Below are 24,198 nucleotides of genomic sequence, written 5' to 3'. Positions count from 1 at the left end.
TTCAAAGCACTTTGTATAACAAAGCAAGCAAGCAAAAAAAATTATGTTCAGCGTCCCAATAATTTTTCAAGTGCAGCAAGATGTTCTTTAAATGCATCTTTACCCGCATTTGTAGCCCGGTAAGAAGTTTTCGGTTTTTTACCGACGAATTCCTTCTTCACTTCAATATACTTAGATTTTTCCAAAGCAGTGCTGTGGCTCGCCAGGTTGCCATCCGTAATTTCAAGTAAATTTTTCATTTCAGTAAAATCAACCCACTCATTCACCATCAGAACAGACATAATGCCCAGCCTGACCCGGCTTTCGAATTCTTTGTTTAGTTTTGAAATGTTAATCATTTTGTTTTATATACTTACACTTTTAAAGTAAATAAGATTTAAATTAGGTTTTAATATAATAAGCTTTACGGAACTTGGAGAAATTCCATTGCAGCCGATATACCACGGATAAATATAAGAATCAGAAGATAAAATTTCATCATTATTCAAAAACCAAGGTGTTTCAGAGTTAAATGTTGTTGAAAATTTCACAGCATCATGTAACAAATCGGGTAAATTATCACCTCTATACCACTTCCCTGTTTTAGTATGTGATAAATCTTCAATATCGATGTCTTTAACTTTGATTAAATAGGCATCAAGATGATCAGCTGTAAAACCAGTCTGAGAAACATAACTGTTAACCACCCTTTCTATTTTATCATCTCCTAATTCGCACCAGTTAAGAATAAATTTAACATCTTTTTTTGTAGCTTTATTTATTTGCACGGTATTACCAAAGGTCGTTTTATAAACAAGATAACTTCCTGCTGAAATAAAAAAGACAAAAGAAATCAATCCAAAAATTGCAAAAATATTTCTTACTAAGCTTGTTTTCATAGCGGTAAACTATCGATACTTTTTATACATCACAATTCCGTAAACGATATGCAAAATCCCAAATCCGATGGCCCAGAAAACCAATCCCCAACCCAGGAAAAATAAAGAAAGAAGCCCGAGAACGATTTGGCAGTATCCTAAATTCTGAAGATCTGTAAAAGTATATTTAGATGCATGTACCAAAGCCAATCCGTAAAAAATTAAGGTCGCAGGTGCAATAAAGACAAACATTCCGTGATACAGCAATCCGACGCAAAACAAGCCACCAGTAACAAGCGGAAGGGCAAAATTAAAGAGGAGCCTTTTAGTCGTCTGGTCCCAGATCTTCAGATTTTTCTCTTTGCTTTTTTTAGCCGTAAAGATATAACCTGATAAAACAGCTAGAAACAGTATCACCAAACCTACAAACACAAGTTCCAGCAAAAGATCATTAGTGTAGACGTTTGTTTTACCTGCAAAATAATCAATGCTTTCACGCTTCAGAATATAGTATACATAACCTGCTCCCAGCAAAGCAACAAGCCCGGCAAAAACTCCGGAAAGTCCACTGAGGGAAATAAAACGTGAACTGCGCTCCATCATGCTGCGGATATGCGAAAGGTCTTCCTGATAATTTTTTGATTCCATAAAAAGAACTTTGAAATGCAAAGTTATTATTTTTATTGAACTGACAAAACATTTTTTTAAAATGTACATAAAACTTAAGCTGCAAATTCAGATGATGAATCTAAACCCGAAAAATTGTATCTTTATAACCAAATTTAAACATGTTCGATAACTTCAGACATACCATGGAAAGGCAGTGGTTTGGTGTTCTTACAAGAATGGGCGCTAAACTGGGGATTCCTGTCTCCAAACTGCGCGTGTTCTTCATTTATTCTACTTTCGCCACTGCGGGTATTTTTTTTCTGATCTACCTTGGCCTCGCTTTTACCCTTTGGATTAAAGATATGTTCATCACCCGACGGCCAAGCGTTTTTGATCTTTGATTTTATCTCTAAAAACATCATTTGAATTTTTCAACGGCTTGAAACTTGTATTGAGCATAAAGCATACAGCCTTTATTTTTTATGGAATATTTACAGATTAACTCTTTCGACGATTATCGGGTCGCAGAAATTTACAACTCTTATTGCGAAACTTTTCCTGAAGATGAAAGGCGAAGTGAAGAGCAGTTCCGTCATCTCTTTTCGAACCCGAGGGTTAAAGTCTTTTCAGTTCTAAAAGATTTAAAAAATATCGGTTACCTGATTTCGTGGGAACTGACCAACTTCGTTTTTATTGAACATTTCGAAATATTTTCTGAATTCAGAAGTCTAAAATACGGCTCCGAAATCATCAGTCATCTTTACAAAAACTATTCGCACATCGTTTTGGAAGCCGAACCAGAAGATCAGGACGAAAATGCAGCAAGAAGAATTTCGTTTTACGAGAAAAACGGTTTCATGGTGATTGATGAAAATTATGTACAGCCATGTTACGACCCCGAAAAAAACTCACTTAATCTGTGGCTTTTAGCCAATTGGAAACCCGAAAAAACCGACTGGATTAAAGAGGAAATTTATGATGTGGTGTACTGTTAAGCGAAGGACTCACAATAAGAGCCTGTTAAAACTAAAAAACCAGGTGTTAGCATAAGATGATTTGGTGAAGCCAAAAACCAGTGGCCAGCCGCGGCCTAATTAACTTCGTATTCCAATTTAATCGTAATACTGGCTTCTTTTTCTTTTGAAGAGGTATTGAAAGTTCCGCCGTAAGAAAACTCCTCCGTAGAATTCGGTTCAGTGATCTGAGTGACACCCATCGTCGCTTTTTTAAGGTTACCGAGTTTTGCACCTGCATTTTCGGCAATTTTTTCAGCGCGCTGTTTTGCGTCTTTTGTAGCGTCAGCAATCATCTGCTGTTTAACATCGGCCAGTTTCGTGTAAAAATAATTGGGCGGCGAAGAGGTAAATTCTATCCCTAAATTGATGATTTCGGTAATATTACGGGAAAGATTTTCAATTTTAGCGACATCCTTACTGTCGATCGAAACCCGCTGAGAAAGTTGGTAACCCGCAAATGTCTGCTGGCTTCTGCCCATATTATCGGTAGAATAATTAAACTGTTTCTGAATATCCACCGCTGAGAAAACCATCTCGTTTTTCGGAATTCCTTTGGAGGCCAGATAATTTTCAATTACTTTTTTATCGTTGGCCAGTTCGTCGTAGGCGGATTTGAGTTCGAAACTGTTGCGCGAAAAATTTCCGCTCCAGGCAATAAGATCCGATGTGAATTTCTTGGTTCCCAATCCGGTAACTGAAATGGTGTTTTCCGACTGGTTGCGGTTCTTGATCGCATTTCCTAACAATGCAAGACCAATGATAAATCCGGCAGCGGCAATGGCGATGGCAATAATATTTCTGTTCATTTTAGTAACATTTGATTCCTAAAGATAAGAAAAAATAAAACGCAGCTTTACAAATTTTAACCTTTTACGTAAAATCAGGTTCCTACTTTATGGGTTTTAATGTATTCGATATAGGCCATTTTCATATCAGAACTTATAGCAGCAATATCAAAACTTTTACGGTATTTTTTGGCCAGCGAATAACTGTTATCGGCATAAATTAAAAACCGGTCGAGATCCTCTTCGGTCCAGCCTCTCGACCAATAAAAACTTAAATCGATCTCTGCTTTTACCCGTCGGTAAAAGGCCTGGGTTTCGGAATAATTGGCTGCTGTCTGTTGATCTCTTTTTGAAGGCCTGATTAAACCTGCAACTGCTGAAAGCAAACCTGAGGAACCTCCGCTACCAACTGACAATAAACTTATCGTTCCTTCCCCTAGATCTTTGGGTTTAAATGCAGATGGAATCGTAGTAGCTTGAGGAACCGCTTCCTGCATCGGAGACTTCATGTATGCATCCAGAGAACCCTGTAATGCGACCAGTCTTTTAGGCGCATCTAATAATTTGGAATCTTTCTTAAGATTGCCGGTGGGCGTGAACGCAAGTTCAATTTCCTCGATCAAATACGCCGATTTGGGAAGTGAAACATTGACCGGTGCGGAATAATGTTCGTTTGATATTTTCACAGAAATCCTGTCGTAACCACTTTTCACAAAACGAAGCTCATCCGAGATTCTGGCGGCAATCATATAATTCCCGTCTTTGTCGGAACTTACTTTTTCTTCAGTGCGGGTATTGATGATGATTGCGTTGGACATTTCCGCACCAAATTCGGAACGCACTTTCCCAAAAATATAATCCTGAGCGAATGCGGAGATGGAGATGAGAACGAAACAGAGAACGAGTAATTTTGTTTTCACGCTTTAAAAATTTTACTAAAAGTAGAACTAATTTCAAACCCGATTTAAAATTTAACCTGCGTTAACTCTTTTAAGATTCTTTTTAAAAAATTTAAGGATGATTTCGTTAATTTTTTTGGGACATTGGGAACGGTATTCCCGCGTGAGGGATAGGAGCGGCATCCTTTTGTGGGGGCGGCGGCTCCGCCGCCGCCCCCACAAAAGATATAGCGGATAGCCCGGCCTGAAGAAGGAAATGGCGGCGCAGACTGCCAAAGGCAGTTTGTGCCAGAATGACCGACTTAGGGACACGCCCAAAACACTTTCTCGTTGGGAATAATTTTTGCTTATATTTGCAGACTTACAAAAAATTGGGGTTGACTGGTTTCGACAGCAAGATCAATGGGTAAGTAAGCATGCAGAGAACCGTAGCGCGATCTCTTTAATCCCTTGCTACACAATTTTAACTGGCGACCAAGAGTTTGCTCTTGCAGCTTAATCTGAATTATAGTAGGATTCAGCGTTTTCCCGAAGCACAGTAAGGAAGCAAGATATCCCGCAGAAGTTCTGTTTCGCGACGTCTGATTCTGGGGTATAGCAATGCGGAAATAAGGTTTTGGAAACTTCGGCCAAAGCACGAAAACTAAAGAAGATAAGTCGTAAATTGGGTGTCTGTGCTCTGTTTACGATCGAAAACCAAACGCAGAATAAGCATGTAGAAAGCTTGCGTGTTGCTTGTTTGGACGAGGGTTCGAATCCCTCCAACTCCACATTAAACAAAATAACCTACTGTAAATCAGTGGGTTATTTTATTTTAGTCAGTATTTAGAAAACTTCTTGTAATTATAACATTTCTACCTTTGACTGGTTTAAGAATATTTCAAGAAAACTATGGGAATGGCTACCAGTTTTTTAAGCTCCCAAATCATCACTATAATTTTCTGGACTCTATTGTTTTCATTTTAATTCACCTTCCAGCTATAGTTTCATAGAGGCATGACACTAGAGTTTCTTAATACTTATATTAGCATGAAATTCTGTAAAAATAGGGAGGTTTTTTGCCTCAACGATTTTTATTTTTGCGCATATATTAACTGTTTAAAAATCACCAAAAAAAATTCCCCTAGCTACTATCACTAGGGGAATCTTTATACAAAACAATTAAAATTAAAGCTGTGGTCCTGCAGCAACCAGTCGCTGACCTTCTTTGGTATCGCAGTACTGCTCGAAGTTTTTGATATAGCGCGCACCTAAATCTCTGGCTTTTGCCTCCCAATCGGAAACGTGGGCATAAGTGGCTCTTGGATCAAGAATACCGTCGGTTACATTTGGAAGAGCAGTCGGAATCTCAAGATTCATGATCGGAATAACGGTCTTCTCTGCCTTGTCAATGGATCCGTCGATAATCGCGTCGATAATCGCGCGCGTATCTTTAAGTGAAATTCTCTTTCCGGTACCGTTCCAGCCCGTGTTTACAAGGTAAGCCTTTGCTCCGTGCTCTTTCATTTTACCAATCAGTGTCTTAGAATACATGGTCGGGTGCAGCGTAAGGAATGCCTCTCCAAATGCCGGTGAGAACGATGGTTCCGGTTCTGTAATTCCTCTTTCGGTTCCCGCTAGTTTAGAGGTGTAACCGCAAAGGAAGTGGTATTGTGCCTGATCTTCGTTCAGGATGGAAACCGGTGGCAAAACTCCGAAAGCATCAGCAGAAAGATAAACGATCTTTTTCGCGTGTCCGGCTTTCGATGGCAATACAATTTTGCTGATATGATAAATCGGATAAGAAACTCTGGTATTTTCGGTGATGGAATTATCAGTATAATCTGCTTCACCATATTCGTTTACGACAACATTTTCAAGAAGTGAATCTCTTCTGATGGCTTTGTAAATATCCGGTTCCTTTTCTTCAGTCAGGTCGATCACTTTGGCATAACATCCACCTTCAAAGTTGAATACGCCGTTATCATCCCAGCCGTGTTCATCATCACCGATCAAATATCTTTTCGGATCTGCAGAAAGTGTAGTTTTACCTGTTCCTGAAAGTCCGAAGAACAACGCTACATCCCCTTCTTCTCCCACGTTGGCAGAGCAGTGCATTGATGCCATGCCTTTTAATGGAAGATAATAATTCATCATGGCAAACATTCCTTTCTTCATTTCGCCGCCATACCAGGTTCCACCGATAATCTGAATTTTCTGCGTCAGGTTGAACATCACGAAGTTTTCAGAATTTAATCCCTGCTCTTTCCAGTCAGGATTTACGGTTTTAGAACCGTTCATCACGATAAAATCTGGCTCCCCGAAATTTTCAAGTTCATAATTGGAAGGACGGATGAACATATTGGTTACGAAATGTGCCTGCCAGGCCACTTCCATAATAAATCTAACTTTAAGTCTGGTATCAGGGTTGGTCCCACAAAAGGCATCAACAACATATATTCTTTTAGAAGAAGAAAGCTGTTTCAGCACAAGTTGCTTGCAGCTTTCGAAGATTTCCGGAGTGGTAGCTAAATTTACCTTACCGTCCCAGTGAATTGTATTTTCGGTTACTGCGTCTTTTACAATAAATCGGTCTTTCGGTGAGCGTCCTGTGAAAATTCCGGTTTTTACGGCAACAGCACCCGACTCTGTCAATGCGCCTTTTTCAAACCCCTGGTTTTTAGCAGACATTTCAGCTTTATAAAGCTCTTCGTAACTTGGGTTGTAAACTACTTCTTCATAACCGGTGATTCCTAAATCATGTAATTGCTGGATAATCTTGATGTTCTTCATAATGACTTAATATTTCTGATTCTTTTTAATAAAACAAATTTACCTATTATAGGTTATTAAAATGGTTTTAAAACTACTGATATTCGTCAGAATTCACAAGAAATTTAAAAATACGCAACTTGCTTACAATCAACTTATTAAATCATCCCACGAAAAAAGACGGTGAAAACCTTTTCCCGAAAAATAGTCTTCAAAACCTGGAAATTTTCTACTCATTACAAAATCGCCGCCCCAGGCGCCCAGACTTTTCACAAAAAAAGGGCAGTTTTCGAAATATTTTTCTTTTACGGTTTTTATTCCGAGAAAGTTTGAAAGTTTTCGTTCGTGAACTTCCATTAACTGCGAAAAATATTCTAAATTTTCACATGTCATTACTTCTTCAGTAATCAACGAAAACGCTTCAATCAGTTCAGGTGATTTCGGCTCCGCACGGTACATTTCAATGCCTTCGCGGCTGTCCTGTTTCTGATTGAGATGAATGAAAATAAGTTCATTCTTAAAAACAGGATTAAAATCTACAGCTTTAATGAGTCTTTCATCATCAGTTTTCCAGTAAAGAATAGCCGATTTTTCTTTTGCCACGGCGATATCATAACCACTGCCGCCCAAACTGAGTTCATTCAGTTTAAAAGCATCAATGCCAGCCCATTCGGCGAGATTGTTCATCAGCGTAGAACTGCTTCCCAACCCATAATCAGCCGGAAACTGAAGGTTGGTTTTCAAATGGTAAGATGAAGCTGATCTGAATTTATCACCCGAAAGTTTTTGAACGTTTTGCAGAACTTTCAATATGAATGCTGCGGCTTGCGGAAGATTTGCTGAAGTGATGTTCCAGGTTTTATAATCGATCTCTGCGCTCAGCCACAGCGAATTCTGATGATAAGCTTCCCAAAAAACCATAGAATTACCATCTCCGTTTTCTTCAAAAAAAAACTCCTGCCCCCATTTTGTAGGTACGGCAAGAGCCAAAGCGCCATCTAAGACCACATATTCTGAAGTGAGCAATAATTTTCCCGGTGAAAATAGGTTACCCGTCATTCCTTACACTGCTGATGAAATGGTAACTTCGCTGCTGATTTTCTTGATCAGTCCCTGCAATGTTTTTCCTGGACCCACTTCAATAAAAGTATCCGCACCGTCTTTAATCATATTCTGTACAGATTGTGTCCATTTTACGGGACCTGTAAGTTGCTTAATCAGGTTCTGTTTGATTTCTTCCTGATCGGTAACTGCTTTTGTTACAATATTCTGATAGACAGGAATCATAGGCGTTCTGAACTTCGTTTTTTCAATCGCTGCAGCTAATTTTTCCTGTGCCGGCTGCATTAATGGTGAATGAAAAGCTCCGTTTACAGCTAACATCAAGGCGCGTTTTGCACCTGCTTCTTTCATTTTTTCGCAAGCAAGTTCTACTGCTGCAGTTTCACCCGAAATCACGAGCTGGCCCGGACAGTTATAATTTGCAGGAACCACAATTCCGTCGATTGAAGCACAAATTTCTTCCACTTTTTCGTCGGCTAAACCAAGAATGGCAGCCATAGAGCTGGGATTGGCATCACATGCTTCCTGCATGGCATTGGCACGCGCCGCAACAAGTTTTAATCCATCGTCAAAAGACAATACACCGTTGGCAACCAAAGCGGAAAATTCGCCCAGAGAATGGCCTGCAACCATTTCAGAACCAATACCATTGATGGTTTTGAGGGCAGCTACTGAGTGAATAAAAATAGATGGTTGGGTAACCTCGGTTTTTTTAAGGTCTTCCTCCGTCCCCTTGAACATGATCGAAAGTATATCGAAACCTAAAATATCGTTGGCAGATTCCATCAAATCTTTAATGTCTTTCCGCGAATCGTACAATTCTTTTCCCATACCCACAAACTGTGAACCCTGCCCAGGAAATACAAGTGCTTTCATATAAATTATTTAGAAAAAATTGACTCCGTTGATCTTTCAGAATAATCAACTACATATTTATTTATCATTATCCTTTCGGATTTATCTCCCGGAGAAGATACTTTGTGTCTTAATTCGGTAACAAACGCACTACTCTGTAACCTTTGTTCACATAAGCGCCGTTTTTGGTTTTTTCAAACTCGAACTTAGTTGCCAACTGGGTCTGCACTTTGTTCATCTGTTTGAAAATTTCACCTTTTTTATTTTCGCGGCTCAGCATATCATTCACGACATCGAAACCGATTACCGCATATTTAGAAGGCGTTTTGCAATATTTCTGTTTGTAGGCAGCCAAAATTTCTTTCTCGAAATCTCCTTCAGTATCAATTTTTCTGTCCATCAGATATACAAGATTGGCTGCGCTGAGTTCGTCCACTTTTTTCTCGAATACCGGCGAATAATACATACTGAAAGCTTTTACGTTTGCAACTTCTTTGGAAAGTGTAATCATTTGGTTCGCAAAGGCATCACCTACAGAATCTTTGTCATTGGCTAACACTGCAATTACAGGAGCCGACTGGCCGGTCATCATATTTTTATCCAACTGAATATCAGCCGGAGAATTCACGATATTAACTGAGGCATTTCTAATCGTTTTTTCCAGATTTGTTTTCAGATAATTGGCTTTTGATCTGTCATCATCAGCAACGATGTAAATTTTCTGGTCAGAATATGCATCTTTTACTTCCTTCACGATTCTGTCTGCATAAACCATTTCGTTGGTTTCGATAAGGATGAGATTATCATATTTCAAAAGATCATCAGTATTGGCGAATGGCGCGACAACCGGAATTTTATTCGATTTCACATAATCCAGAACCTGGAGTACACTCGATTTGAAGAACGGCCCGATAATTAAATCGGTATTTCCTGCATTGATCTGGGTTAAAGAATTCTTGAAACTTGCTTCATTACCTGCGTCGATTACTTTTACATCAAGCTTCTGGCCTTTTGCAGCATTTCTTTCAATGGCCAATTTCGCCCCTGCAAGGAAGTCGAGAGAAAGCGTTCTTGCTCTTGCATCATCAGTATCAAAACCGAAAGGTAACATCAAAACGACATTCAGTGCATCACCGGATTTTTTTACATAGCCGGCATCCAGTTTTTTGATTTTCAGGACCATTCCTGTCTTCAAACCTTGGGAAAGATTTGGGTTGAGATTTAATAATTCATCTAAACTCACACCGAATTTATTCAGAATTCCGAAAACAGTATCTCCCGCCTGTACGGTGTACGTTACATAATCATCGCTCACCGACGTGGTTTCATAAGTGTTGGTAGAAACCTCAGAAACTGGTGTAGCTTTTGGCTCTTCTACCGCAGCTGTATTTGAAAATTCTCCTTTTATTTTAATTATTTCTCCGGGCTGCAAACCTCTTGCTTCAAGGCCGGGATTCAGCGCGAAAAGTTCTTTCTGGGTAAGTTTGAATTTCCTTGTAAGTTTATAGTAATTGTCTTTTTCCTGAATCTGGTAAGAATCTTCATCAGCCTTATTTTCTTCTGCTTTTACTTCAACCGCTACCGTTTGAGGATTTGCCGCTGGAACATTTGAAGCTACAGGCTGGCTACCGCCAAATTTATTAATCTTATCTAAAGGCAACACCACTTCGTCACCAATTTTCATGTGCGAATCCAAATTTGGATTCAGTTTGCGCAACTCGGCTTCAGAAATCTGATATTGTTTTGTAATTCCATACACCGTTTGCTTTGGCTGAAGAATAATTTTACCTAATTCGGAGCTGGTTTTTTCAGTGGCAACAGCCTTTGTAGCACCGGATTTATTTACTACCAAAACTTCACCTAGGGTAATTTTACCGTCTTTCACCTTCGGATTCAGCTTGTATAATTCATCAACGCTGATGCCGTATTTCTTCGAAATGTTGTAGGGATTGTCGCCTTTAACAACGGTATGCATTTTTTGGGAATACAACCCAGAAAATGTGATTAAACTTGAGAGTAAGAAAATTTTTCTGATCATCTGTTATGATAAATATGTGCAAAAATACTGCTTTAAAATTAAATGCTGAGAATAATTAATTCCGATCTATAAACGTCTATTTCCTGGTAACAATTTTGAAGCCATTCGTGGCCCAGGTCAGCGTAAAAAACTGAAAAGTTGAAAACACGCTCCTGCCAGTTCTTTCCGGGGTGAATTTGCAGAAAAAGCTGCTCCAAACGTTCGAGTTTTTCATTCTGTTTTATTTTTTCAGCGCGAAGAAGGCGTTTTTTCATCCTTGCGAAAGATTTCAGCTGACGCGTTTTCTCAGCATTCACAAGATGTGCGAAACTTTTCTCGGTAAGAGAAGCTTTCGCTGAAATTTCATCAAATCTCTGATTGACCAGTGATTCTTCTTCATTTAAAAGCTTAAGAATTTCATTATCGTGAAGCAAAATATCTTTTGTTACCGCAGCAAAATTCTTAAAAAAATCATTGATCTCCAGACCGAATTTCTTTACTTTTTCCAGGTTTTTCTCACTCACAAAAAGCAGGGAAACCCGCGGAATGAGAACCGGAAAAGCAAGGTTCGTTTTCCCGTAATAATCCTTCAGTTCCAGCCAGTACATAATTTCGGCATTGCCACCAATATAGGCCAGATTCGGTAAAACCGTTTCCTGATAAACAGGTCGCATCATCGCGTTTGGACTGAATTTTTCAGGATACTTTTCAAGTTCTTCTAAAAGTTCTTCTTTAGAAAAAGTAATATCGGTATCAACAATTTGGAATTTTTCACCGTTACATTCGATGCGGTTTCGGGTTTCTGTAAGATAAAACAGATTAATTTCTCTCGGATTCACCTGAACTTTACCATAAACTTCAGATAAATATGCTACAGTTTCTTTTGTAGATTCAAAAAGCTCCTGATGAAGAAGTTCATTTCGGAACCGCTCTTTCATCTGGCTTTTCAGTTTTGCATCGTCACCATCAATCACGAGTAAACCGTAGCTTGCAAACAGTTCCTGAACTAAAATACGGATGGCCTGAGCCAGTGAATTGCCTTTTTTATAGGCTTTTTTCATCAGCAAAATCAGTTCAGTCCCAAAAACTGAATCTTTAAATTCTTCCTCGAATTCGGATATAAAGAAATCATCTTCCACAATAATTCTTCCCACAGCTCCACCGGCTTTCGCCTTGGTTTCATAATACCTGTTTTCGGTTTTAAAGTGGTTGATTTCTTCAAAATCATGATCCTCTGTTGCCATCCAAAAAACGGGAACCGTATTTCTGCCGGGAAACTTTCTGTTTAACTCATCGGCGAGTTTTATCGTCTGCAGAATTTTATAAATGAAAAATGCCGGACCTGTAAAAAGATTCAGCTGGTGTCCCGTGGTTACGGTAAAAGTATTTTCCTGAAGAACTGAATTCAGATTTTCTTCCTGTTTTTCATTAAGTTTAAAACCAGAATACTGTTCTTTTAAAACATCAAAAAGAATTTTCCTTTTTTCAGAACTAAATTCCTGAGCTTTCAGCCTGAACTGATTCTTAATATTTTCATCATTAAAAAGCTGATTCCCGAAACCATCGACCTTCTGCAAAAGAAAATCTTTGATGAGCTGAGGAATGCTTTCAATATCAAGAAAAGATATGCTGCTGTTTTTTACCATGATTTAACTGAAAAGATACCAAACAATTCCCAAATTCAGACGGAAATCGTAGATCGGATAGTTGGGCGCCGTAAATGATTTGTTCTGCATGAAAGTCGTGTTGAGATGCTGCGCTTCGATAAAGAAGAACATGCGCTTCACTTTCATATTAAAATAAACGTCAGCAATCGGCTGCCCACCAATGGACTGGGAGTTTGCGTTGGGCAAAATAAACTCATTCAGCACCGGGAAATATTCTCTGGAGGAAAATTTTGTAAAATAATATACTTTGATGCCTGTCTGAATTTCTGCGGCTTTTTTAAAGGCTTTTCCCTGCCAGAAAAGATTTGCGCGTCCTACAAAATTCGGCATCGGAAGCAGATCTTTGTTACCGATAGCACTTTGGAAAAGCACTTTCGGATTCAGATGGAAATTTCCGTAAGAAAAAGTAGCTTCGCCGCCAATTTGTGAAATATTGAGTCCTGAACCGCTTTGCTGAGGTGTTGCAGCGGAATCAAGATAGGTATAATTATCGATTCTGAAGTAATTCGCAAAGACTTTACTCTGGAACCATTTCAGGTTGACATCGCCACCGATTTCGGTAATGGTTTCGTTGGCTGGATTTTCCAGATAATAATTGAACTGTCGGTAAACCGAAGGATTCACGAGTAAATTGAATGTCGGCGACGCACTTTGGAAATTTACTTTCGCGTTCACGAAATAGCCTTCAATGGGCTCAAATTTCATTAAGTTTTGCGAGCGGAGAAAAGTTCCGAATTCATTTCCGTTTGAAAATTCAAGATTAGAATTCAGGGCAATTTTATCCCAGAGTTTTATCTGCAAATCACCCACTGCACCAATTCGGTTTTCAGAAAGTTCCTGTGGAATATTTAAAAATGTCGGTAAAGGCTTCCCAATACCTAATTTGATAAGCTGATGACGCACGCCCGCATCGAGTTTGAAATTTTCTTTATCGAAAAGCACACTCACCGTATTACTCAGATTTTTGGAATATTTTTTAGACGACAGCGGATAATCGATTAAATCCGAAGCTTCATCAAAATAATACGGTTCCGCAGACTGCTGGTTGTAGTAATATTTATTCCCCTGATGAAAGATCGTGTGGCGGATCTTAAACGGAAATTTCTCAGAAGAAAACGGCCGGAACTGCTGGCTGAAATAATACCTGCGGTACCCAAAACGAGAATCGGACGAATTCAGGTTTACAGGAATATTCAGACGGTTGTCGAAATTGCTGTTCCCACTCAGGAAAAGATCTGTATCTGAAATGCCACCATTTTCCTGGTTGTTGACATTCTGATGGAGAAAATGGGCAAATGCCTCATACTTATTGTTTTTAGAAGTATAATGTCCCGAGAAAACGACATTGTTGTTCGACGCCAGTGCGTTTTTATACATCCCGAGTGACCGCAAACCGAGATACTCCACCGCAAAATTGAAATTCTTACCGATATTCTGTGTGTAGGTTGACTGCAGTTCGGCACCGCTGCTCACAGAATTATGATAAATGAAGGCCGCGGTAGGCGTTTTCACATCATAATATTTCACATCATTGATGCCAAGAATATTGAAAGATTTGTTGGTCGGTAAAAGTGAAAGATTCTGTTCTGTATTCACTTCAAAAACCAGAGGGTTAAATCCAGAACCGATATTGGCAAACTGTATTCTTCCGAAATTATCGCGGTTGTTGTACTGCGAGAAAATAAAAGTTTTGTTGTGGGTAAAAACCGTATCAAAAATTTTCTTCTCAGAAAACTGGGTGTGATACTTATAATCATAAATAGTAGGCTTAAAGATCTGAAGAGAATCTTTTCTGCCCGAATCGATCACCAGCGTGTCCTGTGGTTTTACTCTGTTGGAATCGGTTTTATTGACAACCTGCGCGTTCATCCCGAATCCACAGAACAGTATACAGAGAAGAAGATATTTCATCCGTTTGCTTTTATTATTGATTGAGTCTGATGAAACGCAGCTGACCGGAAAATTATGGTCTTGAAGAATTTCTGCTTTCATTAAACCTGGTGTACAAATGTAAGAAATATGGGGAAATAAAAAACCCCCGTTTTAAAACAGGGGTTTTGGTTTAATGAAAAACTTATTTAATATCCTGGATACTGTTTAAGGTTAACATTGAAGTTAATTGCTGTTTGGCTGATCGGCATTACAAATAATTTATCGTTGGCCGGTACATTACAATTAGTTGTACAGTTAGAGTTTTTTATCAACGGTAAGTTATGCCGTTTCAAATCAAGAAATCTCTGGCCTTCACCATAAAATTCTTTACTCTTCTCTGTTAAAATATCATTCAGAAGGTTAGCTCCTGTATAAGTAGAACCACCTCTGGACAATGCAAAAGCGTTAAGTTCCGCAAGAGCTGTGGCATTCTGGCCCGTAAGGTGCAGTGCTTCAATTCTGTTCAGCTGTGCTTCTGCAAACCTGAAAATTTTAATATTTCTCATAAAGTTTCCATTACTTGTCAACCTTGGGTACTTGTTTGTCCAGGCTCCAGCAGGATTATCTGTTGCCGGCAGTGTAAGAGTAGACAAAAGCCCTGCAGGTAAAGCGGGTGCAGTGGTTTTGGTATCTCCTCTTCTTACATCCGGGGATATACTTTGCGGAGTTCCATTCGGTAAAGTTGGTAAATCTGTATGCGGAAAACTGTCGAAGAAATTCTTGGTGAAAAGAAGTGCACGACGGTCGCCACTTACTCTGTTATAAAGTGTAGGCATGGCAAGGTTAGCACCAACGCCAGTTACTAAGTTTGAACTGGAGTTCATATCGAGTTCCCAAATGGTCTCAGGATGGTTTTCGGAAAAATCATCAGAATTTCCAGCCCAATAATTCACATAATCCGCAGTAGCAACTGGTGCAAACTCTGATCCGCCATTATTAACTATTTCTGTAGCATACTGAAGCGCTAACTGAGCATCTCCTGCGGCCCTGCGGGTAAGATAAACTCTTGTTAAAATAAGTTTTGCCGCTGTCTTGCTTAGAAATACTTTAGACGAAGGAGATTCATCAGCATCTGCCAAACCTTCATTTAAATCGGAGATTATTTGTGAATACACCTCTGCCACAGTAGCTCTTGCTGGCTGTATCGATGAATCATAATTTCCTAATACAATTGGTACACCATACTCCTGATTAATCCCCGAGGTTGGAGCAGGTGAAAAATAATTAACTAAAGTGAAATATGCAAAGGCCCGTAATATTTTGGCTTCAGCTTTCATCCTTACTACATTGGGAGAATTAGCCACCTTAGTATTATTAATCACCATGTTACAGTTCATTATCGCATCATACATGGTGCGGTAAAGACCTCCTGTATCATTATTAAGCGGACTGTAATTCATATTTGAAGTCAAAACGTAGGCTTTGGCACTTGTTACATATAAATTATCAGAAAGAACATCTCCCAAGGCCATCGCATCTGCACCGAAAGCACTCACAGAACCCATAGTAAGGTATCCCGCATTAACAAATTTCTGAAGTTTATCTTCTGAATCTATATCCTGAATATCATCTTGACTTGGTGGATACAGTTCCAACTCCCGGTCGCTACATGAGTTGCTTGCTGATATTACCAATAGAGACGAAATTATTATTAAAAACTTTTTCATTATTATAATATTTATCTATTAAAAACCAATTTGAATACCCATCGACATTGTTCTAAGTACCGGAGAAGCATACCAGTACCTTCCTTTTCCTAGCCAAGACCATGCATTGGAATTTGATTCCGGATCATAATCCAAATCTTTGTCGAATACGTATGTGAGTAAGTTGGTTCCTCTTAAATATATTGTTAAGTTATTAAGTCCTGTACTTTCTTTAAAATTTTCACCAAATGTATAAGCAAGTCTCATTTCTTTCAAACGGATGTGATCCCCTTTATTGATGAAACGAGAAGACTCCAATCGAGATGTACTTGGGTTACCAACAATTGCTTTAGGATTGGATGCTCCGAAGTTTTCCGCGCCAGGCGCATCAGTCCAGCTGTCGTACAATGCATCATTAATCTGGTTACGCGTGGGGAAAGCACCGTCATGAATGGTATAGGAATGAACCCCATTCTGCACATAATAATCAAACTGTCCCGAGAGCATAAAACTCATAGACCAGTTTTTATACTTAAATTCATTGGTAAGACCTACGTTGTAAACAGGGAATGCACTTTTGCCCATCCAGGCTGGTAAAGCCTCTTCTCTTTTATTAGTAACATCTGTTTTATCACCATTGGTCCAGAACAAAGCATCACCAGCTTTAATTCCTTTAGAAGGATCATCGGCCTGAGCAATTCCTGCCCATAAAACCGCATAATACTCTCCGAAAATTCTTCCTGGCGCAAGGGCTGCAAAGGCATTATCTGCACCACCGGGATCTTCAGAGCCGTTTTGTCTTAACGTAAGATTATATTTATCCAACATTGTTTTAGAATAAGCCCCATTCGCATTTATGGTCCATCGGAAATCGCTTGATAATATTGGAGTAGCTTCAATCGTTAACTCAAATCCTTTATTGTCAATAGTCGCAATATTGTCATAGAATGATGATGGCCCGCCCGTTTCCACAGCAGGGAAACTACTGTCAATAGCTTTATCCGTAATTTTATGATAAAATGCTGGAGTAAATTTTAACCTGTCATTGAAAAATCCTATATCCGCATTAATATCCAGGTGTTTAGCCTCTTCCCAAATGAGCGCAGGGTTACCCGGATTGGCAATACCGCCATAACCACCGTTTCCACCCCATCCACCTGTATTGGAACTGTATCCTATTAACGCATAGGCATTATACTGTAATCCCCACTGGTCCGCATAAGGAATATTTCCTAGAACCCCGTAACTCGCACGGAGTGTAAATGATGAAAAAGCGCTAGGCAGGAAATTTTCATTGAAAACATTCCAGGAACCTCCTAAAGACCAAAAATTACCCCATTTTTCAGTTCCCAAAGTTGAGTTACCGTCACGTCTCACCTGTGCAGAAATGGTGTATTTATTATCTAGGATATAGTTTAACCTTCCAAAATATCCGATCTGAGTCCAGTCATAATCATCAGCATAACTTAAGATCGATCCCTCCTGTGCAAACTGGAAATAAGGCCGCACATCCGTCATAAAAAATGAATAGTTGGTGAGGTTATTATACTTGTGGTTTTGGTACTCCATTCCTCCGAGTAATTCTACATTATGTCTGCTGGCAAAGGTATTACGGTATGAAATACTGTTTGACCAGTTCCAGTCCCAGATATTAGTTCGCGCATCCTGCAGCATCCCGAAGTTATCAGAATCGGTTTGTGCGGTATAAATAGGGTGTCCCTTATCAATGACCTGTAACTCTCTCATTGGTTGGTATTGGGTACCGAATAATGAATTGAAACTAACATTTTTCATGAATTGATAATCCATATTAACGGACGCCAGGAAAGTATTAATTGTAGAATTTTGGTAGGCGTTTTCAAGGATAGAAGCGGGGTTGAAACCTGATGTCATGTCCGTAGCTTCAGGCCATGCTTCTTGATTAAAGGTTCCATCCGGATTATATACCGAACGTAAAGGAGAAAGCATGATTGAGTTTGTTACTGGATTCGCTGAAGCCCTGCCCCCCATGTACGTATTTCTTTTTACATTGGAATAGTTTGCATTTAAACCGAATCTCAGTTTGTCTGAAGCCTTATGGTCCACTGCTGCATTTACACTTAGCCTGTCAAATTTGGAAGATTTAACCAGAGGCTCGTTTTGGTAGTAGGAGCCACCAAGTCTGAAGGAAGTATTTTCCCCACCTCCGGAAGCACCAAAATTATAAGTATTAACAATGGAAGAAGATCTATTTACGACTTTTTGCCAGTCGGTATACTGGCGGGTATACTTAATCTGTTCGGTATCCGGAATATAAGTATCAAGATAATATTGCGTGGCTTGGTCTAAAGTGGCAAAGGTTTGCCCAAGCTGCTCTTGGCTGTTCCACATGAGGATACCCCCATATTTAATATATTCATCACCCGTCATCAGTTCGAGTTTGTCGTGAGCCCGGTCCTGAATACCAGTTTCTGTAGAGAATTCAAATCTTGTTTTTTGGTTGAATTTTCCTTTCTTGGTCTTTACAATAATTACACCGTTTGCGCCTCTGGAGCCATAAAGAGCTGTGGAAGAAGCATCTTTCAATACGGTTACGGATTCAATAGAGTTAGGATCAATGACCGCCAGTGGATTCCATGACTCCATCATCTGAGCATTATCTGCACCTTTACCGATTACAATACCATCGATTACATACAATGGGTTGGGGGTACCGATTAAGGAACTTACTCCCCGTATAATTACCATATTTGATGATCCGGGGTCGCCACTTGCTGATGAGAAGTTAAGACCTGCTACCCTACCATTCAGTACTTCATCTACGGTAGAAAAAGGAGTAGATTCAAAATTTGTTTTGCCTACTACACTGTAAGAACCTACTTTTTGTGCCGGGTCCAGTTTTACCCCTCCTACAAGTACTACTTCTTCGATATCCTTTGTCTTCGTAGCAGTATCTTTCTTTGCTTTCTGAGCCATCAACGTATGTCCGCTAAAGAACAGAACACCAATGGTTAAAACTCGTAATTTTACATTCATATTAACACATTTTAATATTTTATCTCGCAAATATGTTAATTTATTTTAACATGACCAAATTAATATTCTGAATTAGTCACCTATTATGAAAAATACTTAACCCTTCCTTATAATTATTTAGGATTTATTATATATTTTATACAAAAAGATCAGAATGCATCACGGATTTATAAATCATTAAAAGAGCAAAATCTTGCAAAAAAAATCAGAATAGAGAAATATCTATTCTGATTCTGAAAAAATTTTTTGATAGCTTTTTAATTCTCTGTTAAACAGTAAATTAAAATTTTAACATACTACCACCCTTTATTCTGCTGATTTTTTAATGTGGTGTTTACATTTACTTGCCCATCTGGTATTGGCCACAAGAATCTGCGATCTGAATAAGGAATTGCTGTAATATCCCCAGCACCAAATACATACGGAACTCCTATTTTATAATCCGTAGCTAATGGCATTCCATTTTTGAATTTCTGAGGAATACCTGTCGTCGGAACAAGATCATCATTGATTAAACGATGAATATCCCCCCATCTTTTTCCTTCTCCAATAAATTCAATCCGTTTCTCAGTTAAAATTGCGTTTACTTGAGCAACTGGAGTTACAAAACTAGCAGCAGTGTAAGCTTCAGTTGCAGGATTTGCTAATGATCGATTACGAACAGCATTCAAATCATTTAAATAGGTGGCATCGCCTAGTCTTGCCTTCGCCTCCGCTCTGTTCAATAGTACTTCTGCATACCTTACAATAGGGGATGCGTCAGTTCTGTTAACCGCGTCTTTAAACTTATTTGTAAACTTGCGCCCAGTAATCGCTGTCGGCTGTCCATTTGCAGCAGGTGGCGGCGTTAAAACCATGTTTTCGCCTCTTCTTTTGTCCGTTGCCAGCCACAAGGTATTATTCCAAATAACTGGACTGATTGCAATTAGGTTTCTACCAATATTCATTGACGCTAATGCCCCATTTACTGTCGGGTTGTTTGTGTCTGAATTCTGAATGGAGAAGATACTTTCTCTATTTCCACTGTTATTAGCCCAAGGAGTATTTGGATCAGTTTCAATAGAAAATTTACCATCTAACTTGTTAGCTTCAGCGATAACGCCTGCCCAATCTCTTTTATGTAATTTAACAATTGTCTTGTAAGCAATCGCAGCTTCTTTAGAAATTCGATATACGTTTGTTTTATTTGCTAATAAACCTTCTGCAGCATCGAGATCTGCTAAAACCTTTATATAAGAAGCGGCTACTGTTTCTCTATCTACGTTTGCATTTTGCAGCGCATCCTGCAAATTGGTTGAGCCCTTAAGCATATAAGGAACCCCAAAATCAAAATGCTCTGAACCGGTTACATGAACTGGTTTCGAAAAATGCTTCAACAGTTCGAAGTGCGAAATTGCCCTAAAAAACAATGCTTCACCTTTAAAATTATTAGTATTTGCAGCAGTAACTGTACCAGCTGCAACAGCCTTGTCAATTCCTTCAATCAGCAAATTTGCGCGATTAATTAACCGATAGGTATCGAACCAATAATAAATATTATTTAATGTTGCGGAACCATTTATCGCTGACATATATGTTGCTTGATAAAAGGTTGCTGTATTCACCATATCTTCCCCACGCATGTCATTCTGTTGGTGGTAAGCTGCACCGAAAGGATAGCCTCTACCTTGCCCTGCGTAATCTCCTCTTTGCGCAGCATTATAGACCCCCATTACTGCCTGCTCAATTAATGCAGGACTTGTAAAGATCGTTTCTTCCTGCACTTGATTAAAAGGCTGCTGATCTAATCGATCTTCGCTACAAGAGGCAGTTGTAGTAACCAATAGAGCTGAAACTCCAGCTACATTGATAAGATTCTTTAAACTTTTTGTCAATTTTGAATTATAATTTTTCATAACTATTTTTATTAAAAAGATGCATTTAAACCAAAAGAGATAGTTCTTTGTCTCGGCGCAGTATTAAAATCAACACCGTTTACCTCTAACTCTGGGTCTATGCCTGTATATTTTGTAAATACAAATGCGTTTTGCACTGTTGTAAATATTCTAAATCCGGAAAGCCCGAAAGTGCCTGCTAGGTCATTTGGTAATGTATAACCTAAACTGACGTTATCGATCTTCACAAAACTACCATCTTCTACAAATCTTGAAGTTGCTACGCCATCCATATTAATATATGCGCCTCGTGCAGCGATAACTCTAGGAGTAACACCATCTCCAGGTTGCGAAGGGCTTTGCCATCTATTAAGGATCTCTGTAGAGTTATTAGTGAAGTCCATTCCTAATAAATCCCTCCTTGTAAGATTAAGAATTTTGTTACCTCCACTGAATCTAACCAAAGCTCCTAAATCAAAGTTTTTATACTTAACCGAAGTAGTAACAGCACCAAAGTACTTAGGTAATGAACTACCTAATATTCTTTTATCTGCAGCCACCAAACTTGATGCAGCACCTGCCGTACCAGGTGCACCTGGATTAAATACTGTATAAGCACCCGACATGGCATCTTGCTGAACAAGAGAACCATCAGCTTTGTAATAAACAGGGTTACCATTCGCAGGGTTAACGCCATAATATTCGAAACCATAGATTGATCGAATCGATTCTCCTACTCTAATAACTCCAACTTGCTGTCTGTTTGAGTCAACATTGAATAAAATATCTGATCCATCCACTAATGCTTTCACCTCATTTTTAACGAATGAAATATTCGCTCCAACATTCCAGTTCCAATCTTCACTTTTCACAACATCACCATTTATTGCCAATTCAAAACCCGTATTGGATGCGGCTCCGATATTTTGACGAATAGTATTGTTCGGAATTCCCAAAAGCGGATCTACTGGTCTGTCTAAGATTATATCATTCTGGTCATTGATAAAGTAATCGGCCGAGAGCGTTAATCTGTTATTGAAAAAACCTAAATCAAATCCATAATCATATTTGATACTGGTCTCCCATTTTAGGTCCGGATTTCCACCTTGTACAAGTCCTAAACCTGTTGCGTTTGCATAACGAGCGTTTCCATACAATGACATAAACGGATAGCTGCCAATGTCAGTATTACCTACTTTCGCATAAGAAGCTCTTAATTTAAAATCAGAAACTGTAGGCTTAATAGCTTCCATAAAACCTTCATTAGAAACCGTCCATCCTACAGAAACTCCAGGAAATGTTCCCCAACGATTTGCAAATGGTAATTGGGACAAGCCATCCCTTCTAATAGAAGCCTGTAAAAAGTACTTCCGCGCGAAGTTATAATTAAACCTTCCAATATACGAAGCTAAACTATTAGCTGTAACACTACCACCAGAAGTTTGTACGGTCATGGAGTTTGAAATAGGGCCTGCCTGGCCAAAATAATCATCAGGTAAACCTGAGCCACCAGCAAAAATATAATTACTTCTCTGATCTAAATATTCCTGCACCATTAGCAAATTAAAGGAATGATCTGCGAATGATTTATTGATGGTAAGCATATTTTGGATGTTCCAACGAAGCATATTCAAATTATTTGCTTCAACAACACCTTTTGAAGAGAAACCGTCACCGTGCACTTTATTCCAATACAATCTACCGTCGGTAATCGAATTATCTGCACTTGCCTGTAATCTGTAGGTTAACCAGCTTCTAAGTTTAACATTTGTATAAATATCACCAATAAACCTGGTTAGCTTAGAATTATTTATATTATTATTCAATACATAAACAATATTGGTAATGTTATTAGCAATAAATGCATTATTTGTCCATGGACCTACTAAGCTACTGGAACCAGAAGTAAAAATGTTATATCCCGTAGGTGTGGAGGGATCATAAATTGGAGTGTTAGGCAATTGGCGTAACGCATTATACATTGCTCCAGAAAGAGAAGATGGACCATTATTTAATCCTTCAAAATTAGTTTTAGAAGCTGAGATGCTACCTCCAACGTCCAACCAATCTGTAAGTTTTTGATCAGCGTTAGCTCTAGCCGTAAAACGCTCCATACTGTTTCCCAACAAAATACCTTCTTGATTTGCGTAGCCCAAAGAGAAGAAGTACTTACCTTTTGGCATCCCGCCTCCAAATGACATATAATGATCTTGTTGCAGCGTAGATCTTGTAACTGCGCGTTGCCAATCTGTATCAAACTCACTACCATTGGCCCAATAATTGGCAGATAAACCTTGTGCTTTTGTTTTCTCTGCAGAAATTGTTAAAAAATCTGCGGTATTTAACAAATCAAAGTATTTTACCGGAGTAGCTAAACTGGTAAGATTGTTATAATTAAATGTAAATTTACCAGATTTTCCCTTTTTAGTGGTAATCAACACAACTCCATTTGCTGCTCTTGATCCATAGATTGCAGTAGCTGCACCATCTTTCAAAATCTCCATTGACTCAATGTCATTTGGATTGATATCCGCTAAGGCGTTAGCACCAGTATAACCACCTCCAGTATCACCTGAGAAAATTGGAATGCCATCCACCACATACAATGGTGATGCACCAGAAGAAATGGTGTTAACACCTCTAACTCTGATTCGCGGTGCATCGCCGATTATTCCTGAATTACTGGTAACTTGTACCCCAGAAGCACGACCAGCTAGCTGAGCTTCAAACGTAGGGGTGTTCAAATTCGCAATCTCAGATCCTTTTACCTGAGATATGGAAGCCGTTACCTCACTTTTTTTCTGTGTACCGTATCCCACCACGATTACCTCATCAATGTTCTGGACTTTGGTACTGTCTTGCTGCGCGGATATAGTCTGCGCCGCAAAAAACATTGCCCCAATACTTAGTACTCTTAATTTCACATTCATATTAACACTTTTTTAATATTATAGAGGCAAATATGTTAATTTTTTTTAACACTGCAAACTGTTTAATTACTCAATCGCTAATATTCCTGTGAAATCAATGAGCTTTAATTAATGATTATTGAAATTAATCATCAAAATAGCAACATTATTGAATTTTTTATAAATTAACACCTACTACCCTCAATTTCTTTGAAGAAACAAAATTAGACGCTGCATTAATTTATAATCAGTATAAATAAGAACCGGAACTATGGTGGAATATGCATAGTAACAAAAAAAAGGA

The 24,198-nt window shown here is 38.8% G+C and carries 17 protein-coding genes and 1 other RNA gene; 3 read left to right on the top strand and 15 right to left on the bottom strand.

Annotation, left to right across the window (positions count from 1 at the left end):
- Positions 1-47: 47 nt before the first annotated feature.
- Genes OK344_RS06865 through OK344_RS06855 form a run of 3 tightly spaced genes read right to left on the bottom strand, consistent with a single transcriptional unit; the run spans position 48 to position 1,505 of the window.
- Complete coding sequence (locus OK344_RS06865; protein ID WP_265144082.1) at positions 48-338, bottom strand: winged helix-turn-helix domain-containing protein; 291 nt, start codon at positions 336-338, stop codon at positions 48-50.
- A 6-nt stretch (positions 339-344) separates the two neighbouring features.
- The gene (locus OK344_RS06860; RefSeq protein WP_265144081.1) at positions 345-878 is read right to left on the bottom strand and encodes a hypothetical protein; all 534 of its coding nucleotides are present in this window, start codon (positions 876-878) and stop codon (positions 345-347) included.
- A gap of 9 nt (positions 879-887) precedes the next feature.
- Positions 888-1,505, bottom strand: coding sequence for a hypothetical protein (locus OK344_RS06855; RefSeq protein WP_265144080.1), 618 nt, complete (start codon positions 1,503-1,505; stop codon positions 888-890).
- A 140-nt stretch (positions 1,506-1,645) separates the two neighbouring features.
- Here OK344_RS06855 and OK344_RS06850 point away from each other — a divergent pair, with 140 nt between their 5' ends.
- Together OK344_RS06850 and OK344_RS06845 are read left to right on the top strand one after the other, a co-directional pair.
- A complete protein-coding gene (locus OK344_RS06850) occupies positions 1,646-1,867 on the top strand; it encodes a PspC family transcriptional regulator (protein WP_088468611.1) in 222 nt (73 codons plus the stop codon).
- Between the two features lie 81 nt (positions 1,868-1,948).
- Complete coding sequence (locus OK344_RS06845) at positions 1,949-2,461, top strand: GNAT family N-acetyltransferase (protein WP_265144079.1); 513 nt, start codon at positions 1,949-1,951, stop codon at positions 2,459-2,461.
- 95 nt (positions 2,462-2,556) lie between these two features.
- Here the strand turns inward: OK344_RS06845 and OK344_RS06840 are convergent, their stop codons facing one another.
- Entirely contained in the window at positions 2,557-3,288 is a 732-nt protein-coding gene (locus OK344_RS06840) for an SIMPL domain-containing protein (protein ID WP_265144078.1), read from the bottom strand.
- Between the two features lie 74 nt (positions 3,289-3,362).
- A complete protein-coding gene (locus OK344_RS06835; RefSeq protein ID WP_265144077.1) occupies positions 3,363-4,187 on the bottom strand; it encodes a hypothetical protein in 825 nt (274 codons plus the stop codon).
- Positions 4,188-4,539: 352 nt separating this feature from the next.
- On the opposite strand from OK344_RS06835, the gene ssrA reads away from it, so the two are divergent.
- Positions 4,540-4,939: a transfer-messenger RNA gene (gene ssrA / locus OK344_RS06830) on the top strand.
- Between the two features lie 394 nt (positions 4,940-5,333).
- On the opposite strand, the gene pckA is transcribed toward ssrA, so the two are convergent.
- The 10 genes from pckA to OK344_RS06780 form a co-directional block, all read right to left on the bottom strand.
- The gene (gene pckA, locus OK344_RS06825) at positions 5,334-6,938 is read right to left on the bottom strand and encodes a phosphoenolpyruvate carboxykinase (ATP) (protein WP_265144076.1); all 1,605 of its coding nucleotides are present in this window, start codon (positions 6,936-6,938) and stop codon (positions 5,334-5,336) included.
- 129 nt (positions 6,939-7,067) lie between these two features.
- Positions 7,068-7,976, bottom strand: a complete 909-nt coding sequence (locus OK344_RS06820; RefSeq protein ID WP_265144074.1) for a GYDIA family GHMP kinase — start codon at positions 7,974-7,976, stop codon at positions 7,068-7,070.
- Between the two features lie 3 nt (positions 7,977-7,979).
- The gene (fabD, locus tag OK344_RS06815) at positions 7,980-8,855 is read right to left on the bottom strand and encodes an ACP S-malonyltransferase (protein ID WP_265144073.1); all 876 of its coding nucleotides are present in this window, start codon (positions 8,853-8,855) and stop codon (positions 7,980-7,982) included.
- Between the two features lie 109 nt (positions 8,856-8,964).
- Positions 8,965-10,872: an amino acid ABC transporter substrate-binding protein gene (locus OK344_RS06810; RefSeq protein ID WP_265144072.1), complete on the bottom strand. Its 1,908-nt coding sequence runs from the start codon at positions 10,870-10,872 to the stop codon at positions 8,965-8,967.
- Positions 10,873-10,910: 38 nt separating this feature from the next.
- Entirely contained in the window at positions 10,911-12,497 is a 1,587-nt protein-coding gene (bshC, locus tag OK344_RS06805; protein ID WP_265144070.1) for a bacillithiol biosynthesis cysteine-adding enzyme BshC, read from the bottom strand.
- Positions 12,498-12,500: 3 nt separating this feature from the next.
- Positions 12,501-14,429: a putative porin gene (locus OK344_RS06800; protein WP_265144069.1), complete on the bottom strand. Its 1,929-nt coding sequence runs from the start codon at positions 14,427-14,429 to the stop codon at positions 12,501-12,503.
- 167 nt (positions 14,430-14,596) lie between these two features.
- Positions 14,597-16,117, bottom strand: coding sequence for a RagB/SusD family nutrient uptake outer membrane protein (locus tag OK344_RS06795; protein WP_265144068.1), 1,521 nt, complete (start codon positions 16,115-16,117; stop codon positions 14,597-14,599).
- 18 nt (positions 16,118-16,135) lie between these two features.
- Entirely contained in the window at positions 16,136-19,111 is a 2,976-nt protein-coding gene (locus OK344_RS06790) for a SusC/RagA family TonB-linked outer membrane protein (RefSeq protein WP_265144067.1), read from the bottom strand.
- 296 nt (positions 19,112-19,407) lie between these two features.
- On the bottom strand, positions 19,408-21,006 hold the full coding sequence (locus OK344_RS06785; RefSeq protein ID WP_265144066.1) for a RagB/SusD family nutrient uptake outer membrane protein: 1,599 nt from the start codon (positions 21,004-21,006) through the stop codon (positions 19,408-19,410).
- A gap of 11 nt (positions 21,007-21,017) precedes the next feature.
- Positions 21,018-23,915 carry a SusC/RagA family TonB-linked outer membrane protein gene (locus OK344_RS06780; RefSeq protein ID WP_265144065.1) on the bottom strand — a complete coding sequence of 966 codons (2,898 nt, stop codon included), beginning with the start codon at positions 23,913-23,915 and terminating at the stop codon, positions 21,018-21,020.
- Positions 23,916-24,198 lie beyond the last annotated feature (283 nt).

Origin of the sequence: Kaistella yananensis (assembly GCF_026107505.2) — a bacterium.
Taxonomy (GTDB): domain Bacteria; phylum Bacteroidota; class Bacteroidia; order Flavobacteriales; family Weeksellaceae; genus Kaistella; species Kaistella yananensis.
The sequence above is the reverse complement of the archived record's forward strand: the minus strand, read 5'-3'. Positions and strand labels throughout refer to the sequence as shown.

Coding starts and splice junctions, on each gene's coding strand:
- OK344_RS06865 (WP_265144082.1), bottom strand. CDS start 338: ATGATTAACATTTCAAAACTAAACAAAGAATTCGAAAGCCGGGTCAGG.
- OK344_RS06860 (WP_265144081.1), bottom strand. CDS start 878: ATGAAAACAAGCTTAGTAAGAAATATTTTTGCAATTTTTGGATTGATT.
- OK344_RS06855 (WP_265144080.1), bottom strand. CDS start 1,505: ATGGAATCAAAAAATTATCAGGAAGACCTTTCGCATATCCGCAGCATG.
- OK344_RS06850 (WP_088468611.1), top strand. CDS start 1,646: ATGTTCGATAACTTCAGACATACCATGGAAAGGCAGTGGTTTGGTGTT.
- OK344_RS06845 (WP_265144079.1), top strand. CDS start 1,949: ATGGAATATTTACAGATTAACTCTTTCGACGATTATCGGGTCGCAGAA.
- OK344_RS06840 (WP_265144078.1), bottom strand. CDS start 3,288: ATGAACAGAAATATTATTGCCATCGCCATTGCCGCTGCCGGATTTATC.
- pckA (WP_265144076.1), bottom strand. CDS start 6,938: ATGAAGAACATCAAGATTATCCAGCAATTACATGATTTAGGAATCACC.
- OK344_RS06820 (WP_265144074.1), bottom strand. CDS start 7,976: ATGACGGGTAACCTATTTTCACCGGGAAAATTATTGCTCACTTCAGAA.
- fabD (WP_265144073.1), bottom strand. CDS start 8,855: ATGAAAGCACTTGTATTTCCTGGGCAGGGTTCACAGTTTGTGGGTATG.
- OK344_RS06810 (WP_265144072.1), bottom strand. CDS start 10,872: ATGATCAGAAAAATTTTCTTACTCTCAAGTTTAATCACATTTTCTGGG.
- bshC (WP_265144070.1), bottom strand. CDS start 12,497: ATGGTAAAAAACAGCAGCATATCTTTTCTTGATATTGAAAGCATTCCT.
- OK344_RS06800 (WP_265144069.1), bottom strand. CDS start 14,429: ATGAAATATCTTCTTCTCTGTATACTGTTCTGTGGATTCGGGATGAAC.
- OK344_RS06795 (WP_265144068.1), bottom strand. CDS start 16,117: ATGAAAAAGTTTTTAATAATAATTTCGTCTCTATTGGTAATATCAGCA.
- OK344_RS06790 (WP_265144067.1), bottom strand. CDS start 19,111: ATGAATGTAAAATTACGAGTTTTAACCATTGGTGTTCTGTTCTTTAGC.
- OK344_RS06785 (WP_265144066.1), bottom strand. CDS start 21,006: ATGAAAAATTATAATTCAAAATTGACAAAAAGTTTAAAGAATCTTATC.
- OK344_RS06780 (WP_265144065.1), bottom strand. CDS start 23,915: ATGAATGTGAAATTAAGAGTACTAAGTATTGGGGCAATGTTTTTTGCG.